The sequence below is a fragment of the Actibacterium sp. genome, from assembly GCF_041584535.1.
Lineage (GTDB): Bacteria > Pseudomonadota > Alphaproteobacteria > Rhodobacterales > Rhodobacteraceae > Actibacterium_D.
Window position 1 is genome coordinate 1 of record NZ_JBFHDW010000145.1, and the last position, 6,713, is coordinate 6,713.

Here is a 6,713-nt window from a genome sequence, read left to right on the forward strand (position 1 = left end):
AGCTTTCTGTTCAGCCAGTAAACGGAATAATGCGCATCCGCCACCAACTGGGATAGCTCGTCTTTAGCCTGAATTTGCCGCATCTATGTCTCCTCAACGGTTCACCGGAATGACACTCATCGCTCCCTGTCTTAACGAGACTACATCCATGCGCGTCAGAAAATCAACTACTTTGTAGATTTTCTGGCACAACCGCAGAATCTCAATGTATTTAGTAGATTTATGCGCTAAACCCGACAAAACCACAGGCAACAGGAAGTGTAATGCACAAGCCGGAACACCATAAAAAATCTGAATCGAATCTGGACGAAGGCGTGCGGGACAAGCGCAAAGCGCTGGTAGAAAAACAGATTATGGAGCAGGCCTGTCTGCTTTTTGCCGAAAAAGGCTATGGCGGCACAACCCTGACCGATATCGCAGAAACCGTCGGCCTGACCCGTGCAGCAATTTACTACTATTTCCGCAACAAAGAAAACTTGCTTGAAGCGATCATGGAGGACGTTACCAGCGCCCCCATCCGCGAAATAGCCGACTGGGCCGAAACCGCGCCGAACGAAAGCGGCGGCCGCCTGAAAAGTTTTGTTGAAATGCGAATTCGTGGCGTCCTTAGCCGTCAGGCGCAAATGCGGGTCATGGAAGTGGCCGAAGCCGCCCTGCCAGCCGAGCTTGCACAACGCCACAAAGCGGGCAAACGCCGCATTCTGGAAGAATACCGGAATATCATCAAGGAAGGCATGCTGCGCGGAGAATTCCGCGCGCAGGACGATCGCGTCGCTGCGCTGGCGATTATTGGCATGGTGAACTGGACAGCCTCTTGGTTCACCGCAGGGCGTGGCAAAGAACTGGATGAGGTCGCGGCGCAAATCGCCAATATGGCGCTACAATCGGTAATCATGCCGCAATCGCGGAACGCCTCGTTTGTAGATGCGCCCACCGCGATCCAGACGCTGCGCAACGATTTGGATCAACTGGCCCTGCTTATCAATCAGGACATGGCCTAGCCCGCGCCGGGCCTGTCTCGTCGGACCTATTTCCGAAAGCGATTCAGGCCGCCGCCGCGCATCACCGATCCCGGCAGCGGGTGGCCGACGATATCCTCGGCCAGCAGCGCGCAATCGATCAACGCGTCCAGATCGACGCCGGTGTCGATGCCCATTTCCTCGCACAGAAACACCAGATCCTCGGTGCAGACATTGCCCGCTGCGCCTTGGTGGCCAGCGAACGGACACCCGCCCAGACCCGCCACGGCAGTGTCGAACATGCGCACACCCATTTCCAGACCGGCATAGGCATTGGCGATGCCCAGCCCGCGCGTGTCATGCAGGTGCAGCAGCAGTTCCAGATCGGGATGGGCCTCGCGGATTGCGCCGACGACACGCTTGATGCTTTCGGGCGTCGCCCAGGCCATCGTGTCGCCCAGCCCCATATGGTCGATTTCCTCGCCATGGTCCTGCGCGATGGCAAGCAGTTCACCCACCAGTTGAACCACCCGTTCGGGGGGAACGTCGCCTTCGAAATTGCATCCGAAGGCTGCGGTGATAAAGCCGCGCTTCACCTTAATCCCGGCGGCCTGATACATCGCGATCAGGTCGTCCTGCGCCGCGCGCTGTTGTTCCGGCACGCGGTTCTGGTTGCGCTTGAGAAACGCGGTCGAGGCATAGAGGTTCAGCGACCCGTTGATCGTCAGCCGGTCGGCATGGGTCAGCGCCCGCTGAAAGCCCTTCTGGTTCAGCCAAAGCGCGGTGAAATGCACGTCCGGCACCGGCCGAAAACCTTCGACCACCTGATCGGCATCGGCCATACCCGGCACCGCCTTGGGATTCACGAAAGACGCCACCTGAATATGCTTCAGCCCGGTTTGCGCAAGGCGATCGACCAGTTCGATCTTTCTTGCGGTCGGGATGGTGGCGGCTTCGATCTGGAATCCTTCACGCGGGCCTTCTTCGTTCAGGTAGACGGATTTCGGCAGGTCGGACATAGGTCTCTCCTATTGGCGCAAGGCGCTTAGATCGCGACTTCGTCGGACTTGTAGACATACAGCCAGTGATAGCGGTCATGAATCGGCGCCCGGCCCCATTCGCGCTCAAGATAGGTCTGAGCACCCTCTTCGGTGCCCAGCTCGCTTGAGTGGAAACGGTCGGTGTTGTCACGCGCGCCCAGAACCATTTTGCTGGTGCGTTCGATCCGCGCGGCCTCATAGCGCCGGAACCCGGCTTTCGGATCGCCGTTCTCCGCTTCCAGACAGCGACCCAGAACCACGCCATCCTCGATGGACATCACCGCGCCCTGCGCAAGGAAAGGCAGCGTCGGGTGACAGGCGTCGCCCATCAGGGTGACACGATCCTGCGTCCATGCGGGCATCGGGTCGCGCACCATCAGCGCCCATTTCAGCAATGTCGGGGCACAGTTGATGATCGTGTGGATATCGGGGTGCCAGCCTTTGAAATCATTCGAGCATTCCTCACGGGTGCCCTCGATGTTCCAGCCTTCTTCCTGCCAGTCCTGACGGTCGATCGTCGCCACGAAATTCAACAGCTTGGCGTTGCGCAACGGATAGGTCACGACATGGCCGCCGGGGCCGATCCAGGTGTTGCCGACCATCGCTTGCAGGTGCTCGGGCAACAGTTCCATCGGGATGACGGCACGCCAGGTGATCATGCCCGAGAAGGCCGGCTTGACGCCGCCCCACATCTGTTCGCGGATCTGCGAGCGCACCCCGTCGGCGCCGATCAGCGCGCTGCCCCGCACGGTCGAGCCGTCATCCAGCGTCAGGGTGACACCGTCTTCGTCCTGGGTGAACCCGGTGGCGCGTTTGCCCAGATGCACCGCATCGGGCTTGATCGCGCGCACGCCGTCAACCAGCACATCCAGAAGATCGGGGCGATATACGGTCAGATAGGGAAAACCATATTCCGTCATGGCCGCCTCGCCGAGGTCGAACATCGGCCACGAACGACCGGTATTCCACAGGCGGAACTGCTTTTTCTCGGGCTTGCAGGACAGCGCGTTCAGGCGGTCGAACACCCCCAGAGCATTCAGCGAACGCGCACCGTTCGGGCTGATCTGCACCCCGGCGCCAACCTCGGTCAAGGCCGGAGCTTGTTCATAGACCTCGACATCGAAGCCCTTTTTCAGAAGCGCCAGCGCCGCCGAGGCGCCGCCGATGCCGCTTCCGGCGATAAGGATGGGACGGGATTTGGTCATGGGAAAACCTTTGTCTTTCAGACGGATGGGCGTTACGGCGGTCAGGCGATTTCTTCGCGCAACCAGCCAAGTTTCTCGAATACCGGTTTGTCAGTGACGCGCAGAAGCACGGCATCGTCGGCGGGCTCATGTCGATAGGGTCGCCATGCCGGAACCGCGATCACATCGCCGCGCGCCCACGGTAGAACCGTGTCACCGACGATGGTCTGGCCGCGCCCCTCGACCACCGCGAACAGGCTGTTGGCCGTCGTGCGCATGGTCTTGGTCGCGCCCGCGACAAGCCGCTGCATATACAGCCGCACGGTCGCAAGCGCCGGGTCACCCAGTTCGATCTGGGCGGCGCACATGCCGCCCGCGTCGTCGGAGCTGTGCGCAAGCCCGGCAAGGCTGTCTTCCCAGCGGAACGCCACCGGCGAAACCTCGACATCCTCGACCGTGCTTTCCAGACCGTCGGGATGGCGCTCAAAGAACATCGGCTCCAACAGATGCACCGCCGGCACGTCCAGAAAATCCAGCCAATAGCAATCGTCGCTGCCAGCATTCTCATGCGCGTGCCAGGCCCAGTTCGGCGTCAGCAGAACATCGCCCGGACGCATTTCGACGCGTTTGCCATTCACCGTGGTCGTGGTTCCGCGCCCATCGAGGATCAGCCGCAAAGCGTTCGGCGTGTGCCGGTGAGACTTGGCGATCTCGCCGGGTTTGACCATCTGATAGGCCGCCACCAGCGTGCGCACGGTGGCATAGCGGTTGCCTTCGACCGGGTTGCGCATCGTCAGGTTTCTGCGCTCGGCGAATTCGGTGCTGACCAGATCGCCCGCAGCGTCCAGAACCGGATGCACCTCGGCGTAATGCCAGACATGCGGCAGAAAGTTCTGTTCGGGCGTCGGCCACAGCGCCGGAAAGCGGCGGTGCCAGCCGCCTTCCATATGCATGCCGTCAAAGCGCGAATACAGTTCGTCCAGAGTTTGCGGTTTGGTCATGGCTTTGCTCACGTCTTTTTCACAAGCTGGTAAGGCTCGGCAAAGATCTCGGTCGATCCGCCGGTGCCCTGCACCACGGGGACGTTCATCTCGCCGCAGCCGTCAATCGTGATACGGATGGTTTCGCCATCCTTGACCGGGCCGACGCCTTCGGGCGTGCCGGTGGCGATGATGTCGCCGGGGTAAAGTGTCATCACCGCCGAGGCCATGGCGATCATGCCGGGAATATCCAGCACCAGATCGCGGGTATTGGCGTCCTGGCGCAATTCACCATCGACCCACAGCTGCATCCGCAACTCGGCCGGGTTCGGAAGTTCATCTGCCGTGGTGATCCACGGACCGACGGGGCAGAAGGTGTCATAGGCCTTGCGCGCGACGCGCTCTTCCCGGCCACGCACCACCATGTCCAGCAGACAGGCATAGCCAAAGACATAGTCGCGCCAGTCTTCGCGGGCGACGTTGCGGGCGGTCTTGCCGATGACGATGGCCAGTTCGCTTTCGTGATGCACTTCGCGGCCCGGCGTTTCCGGCAGGATGATCGGTTCGCCCGCGCCGGACAGCGACGAGTTCGGCTTCAAAAAGAACCCCTGCCCCGTCGCGCGATAGCCGGCGCCCATCTCGGCGCCATGGGCGTGATAGTTGACCGGAAAGGCCACAACCTTGTTCGGCCACGGCACCGGGGTGCGCAGAGTCACATCGGACAGCGGCACAGGCGTGCCTTCGGCGGCGGCGCGTTCCAGCGCCGGACGCAGCCGTTGGAAATCCGCAATCAGTCGGGTCGGGCCGACCGGCGGCCATTCCGCGGGGTCGACACCTGCCGCCTCGGTCACGTCAACGATCTGCGAGCCGGTGACCACACCAATGCGGTCCTTATCAAATCGGGCGAGTTTCACGCGCTTTCCTCATTCTACTGTATAGAACCTTGTTCCCCTTAATGGAATAAGACAAGAAACCCCCTGTTGTCAACGCCTCTGCACCCAAGGCCGTCAATCCGGCCCATTGCCCCCCGACCAAAGACCCCGGCCCACCGCCTGACCCAACAGGCTCGGCGGCACCCCTCGCCAAAAAATGCCCCATCTGGCTGGTATTTTGGCAGCAAAGGTCCCGCGCTGGCCGCAGGCTGAAAATGCTGACGTCCGCGACAAGGATCGGCACCGGCTGGCACCAGACCGGTTCTGACCAGTCCCCGCGTCGGAAGGCAGCCTCGCGCCGCGGGCAGAACGCCCTGCGGCAATGATTCGCTGGCGCCTGCCGATTGTTTGCCCGGAATTACCGCAGCTTGGCGCGGCGGGTTGACAGGTTGACCCCTCATCCGATAATTAGAACACTATTCTATCTAGCAGAATATATCGAGGTAACGATGACAAGCACTCCCGCCACGGCCCTCCCCCCTGCCGCATTGCTGGAAGGCGTGCGCGTGCTGGACCTTACCAATGTGCTGTCAGGACCGTTTTGCACCTATCAACTGGCGCTGCTGGGCGCCGAAGTCATCAAGGTCGAGAACCCCGACGGCGGTGACCTTGCGCGGCGTCTCGGGGCCTCGGCTGCATTGAACGCGCAACTGATGGGCGCCTCGTTTCAAGCCCAGAACGCCGGTAAGAAATCACTGGCGCTAGACTTGAAAAGCGATGAAGGCCGGGAAATCTTTCTGAACCTCGTCTGCAGCGCCGATGTGCTGGTCGAGAACTTTCGCCCCGGTGTCATGCAGCGGCTGGGCTTGGGGTATGAGGCGCTGTCGGCGCTGAACCCACGGCTGATCTACACCGCGATTTCGGGCTTTGGCCAAGCTGGCCCGCTTAAGAACAACCCGGCTTACGACCAGATCATTCAAGGCATGTCCGGCATCATGTCGGTGACCGGCACGCCCGACACCGCGCCGCTGCGGGTGGGCTATCCGGTGGCCGACACGATTGGCGGCCTGACCGGGGCGTTCGCCACGCTGGCCGCGCTGTTTTCAGCGCAGAGAACCGGCAAGGGCCAATTCATCGACGTGTCGATGCTGGATTCCTCGATCGTCTCGATGGGCTGGATCGTGTCGAACTTTCTTGCCGCCGACGTCCAGCCGACGCCCATCGGCAACGAAAACATGACCGCCGCCCCTTCGGGCACCTTTGTGGCCGCCGATGGCCCGCTGAACATCGCCGCCAACAAGGACGAGCAGTTCCACAAGCTGTGCGATCTGCTGGACCGCGCCGACCTGCCCCTTGATCCGCGCTTTAGCGAACGCGAGACCCGCAAGCGCAACCGCGCCGCCCTGAATGCCGAGATCAACGCCGCACTGGCGGCCAACACGGTCGAACACTGGGTCGCGGCCCTGACCCGCCACGGTGTGCCCGCTGGCCCGGTTCTGAGCGTTCCGCAGGTGTTGGCCCACCCTCAGATCACCGGACGCCGGTTGGTGCAGGAATTCCCCGCCACCGCAGACGCCAAACCCACGCGCGTGGCGCGCACCGGCTTTCGGCTGGGCGATTCCGAGCCCACCGCCCAGACCCCGCCCCCGACGCTGGGCCAGCATACCGTCACGATCCT

At 61.8% G+C, this 6,713-nt stretch carries 6 protein-coding genes; 2 read left to right on the top strand and 4 right to left on the bottom strand.

Annotated features, from left to right (window positions below; genetic code table 11):
- Positions 1-263 precede the first annotated feature (263 nt).
- Entirely contained in the window at positions 264-1,001 is a 738-nt protein-coding gene (locus tag ABYW26_RS08540; RefSeq protein ID WP_372604354.1) for a TetR/AcrR family transcriptional regulator, read from the top strand.
- A gap of 26 nt (positions 1,002-1,027) precedes the next feature.
- Here ABYW26_RS08540 and ABYW26_RS08545 read toward each other — a convergent pair whose 3' ends face one another.
- From ABYW26_RS08545 to ABYW26_RS08560, 4 genes are read right to left on the bottom strand one after another with little or no spacing between them, the layout of a single operon-like run.
- The gene (locus tag ABYW26_RS08545; protein WP_372604355.1) at positions 1,028-1,978 is read right to left on the bottom strand and encodes a hydroxymethylglutaryl-CoA lyase; all 951 of its coding nucleotides are present in this window, start codon (positions 1,976-1,978) and stop codon (positions 1,028-1,030) included.
- 26 nt (positions 1,979-2,004) lie between these two features.
- Entirely contained in the window at positions 2,005-3,204 is a 1,200-nt protein-coding gene (locus tag ABYW26_RS08550; RefSeq protein WP_372604356.1) for an FAD-dependent monooxygenase, read from the bottom strand.
- Positions 3,205-3,245: 41 nt separating this feature from the next.
- Complete coding sequence (locus ABYW26_RS08555) at positions 3,246-4,184, bottom strand: cupin domain-containing protein (RefSeq protein ID WP_372604357.1); 939 nt, start codon at positions 4,182-4,184, stop codon at positions 3,246-3,248.
- An 8-nt stretch (positions 4,185-4,192) separates the two neighbouring features.
- On the bottom strand, positions 4,193-5,077 hold the full coding sequence (locus tag ABYW26_RS08560; RefSeq protein WP_372604358.1) for a fumarylacetoacetate hydrolase family protein: 885 nt from the start codon (positions 5,075-5,077) through the stop codon (positions 4,193-4,195).
- Positions 5,078-5,544: 467 nt separating this feature from the next.
- On the opposite strand from ABYW26_RS08560, the gene ABYW26_RS08565 reads away from it, so the two are divergent.
- A partial coding sequence (locus tag ABYW26_RS08565) for a CaiB/BaiF CoA transferase family protein (RefSeq protein WP_372604359.1) occupies positions 5,545-6,713 on the top strand: 1,169 nt, incomplete at its 3' end.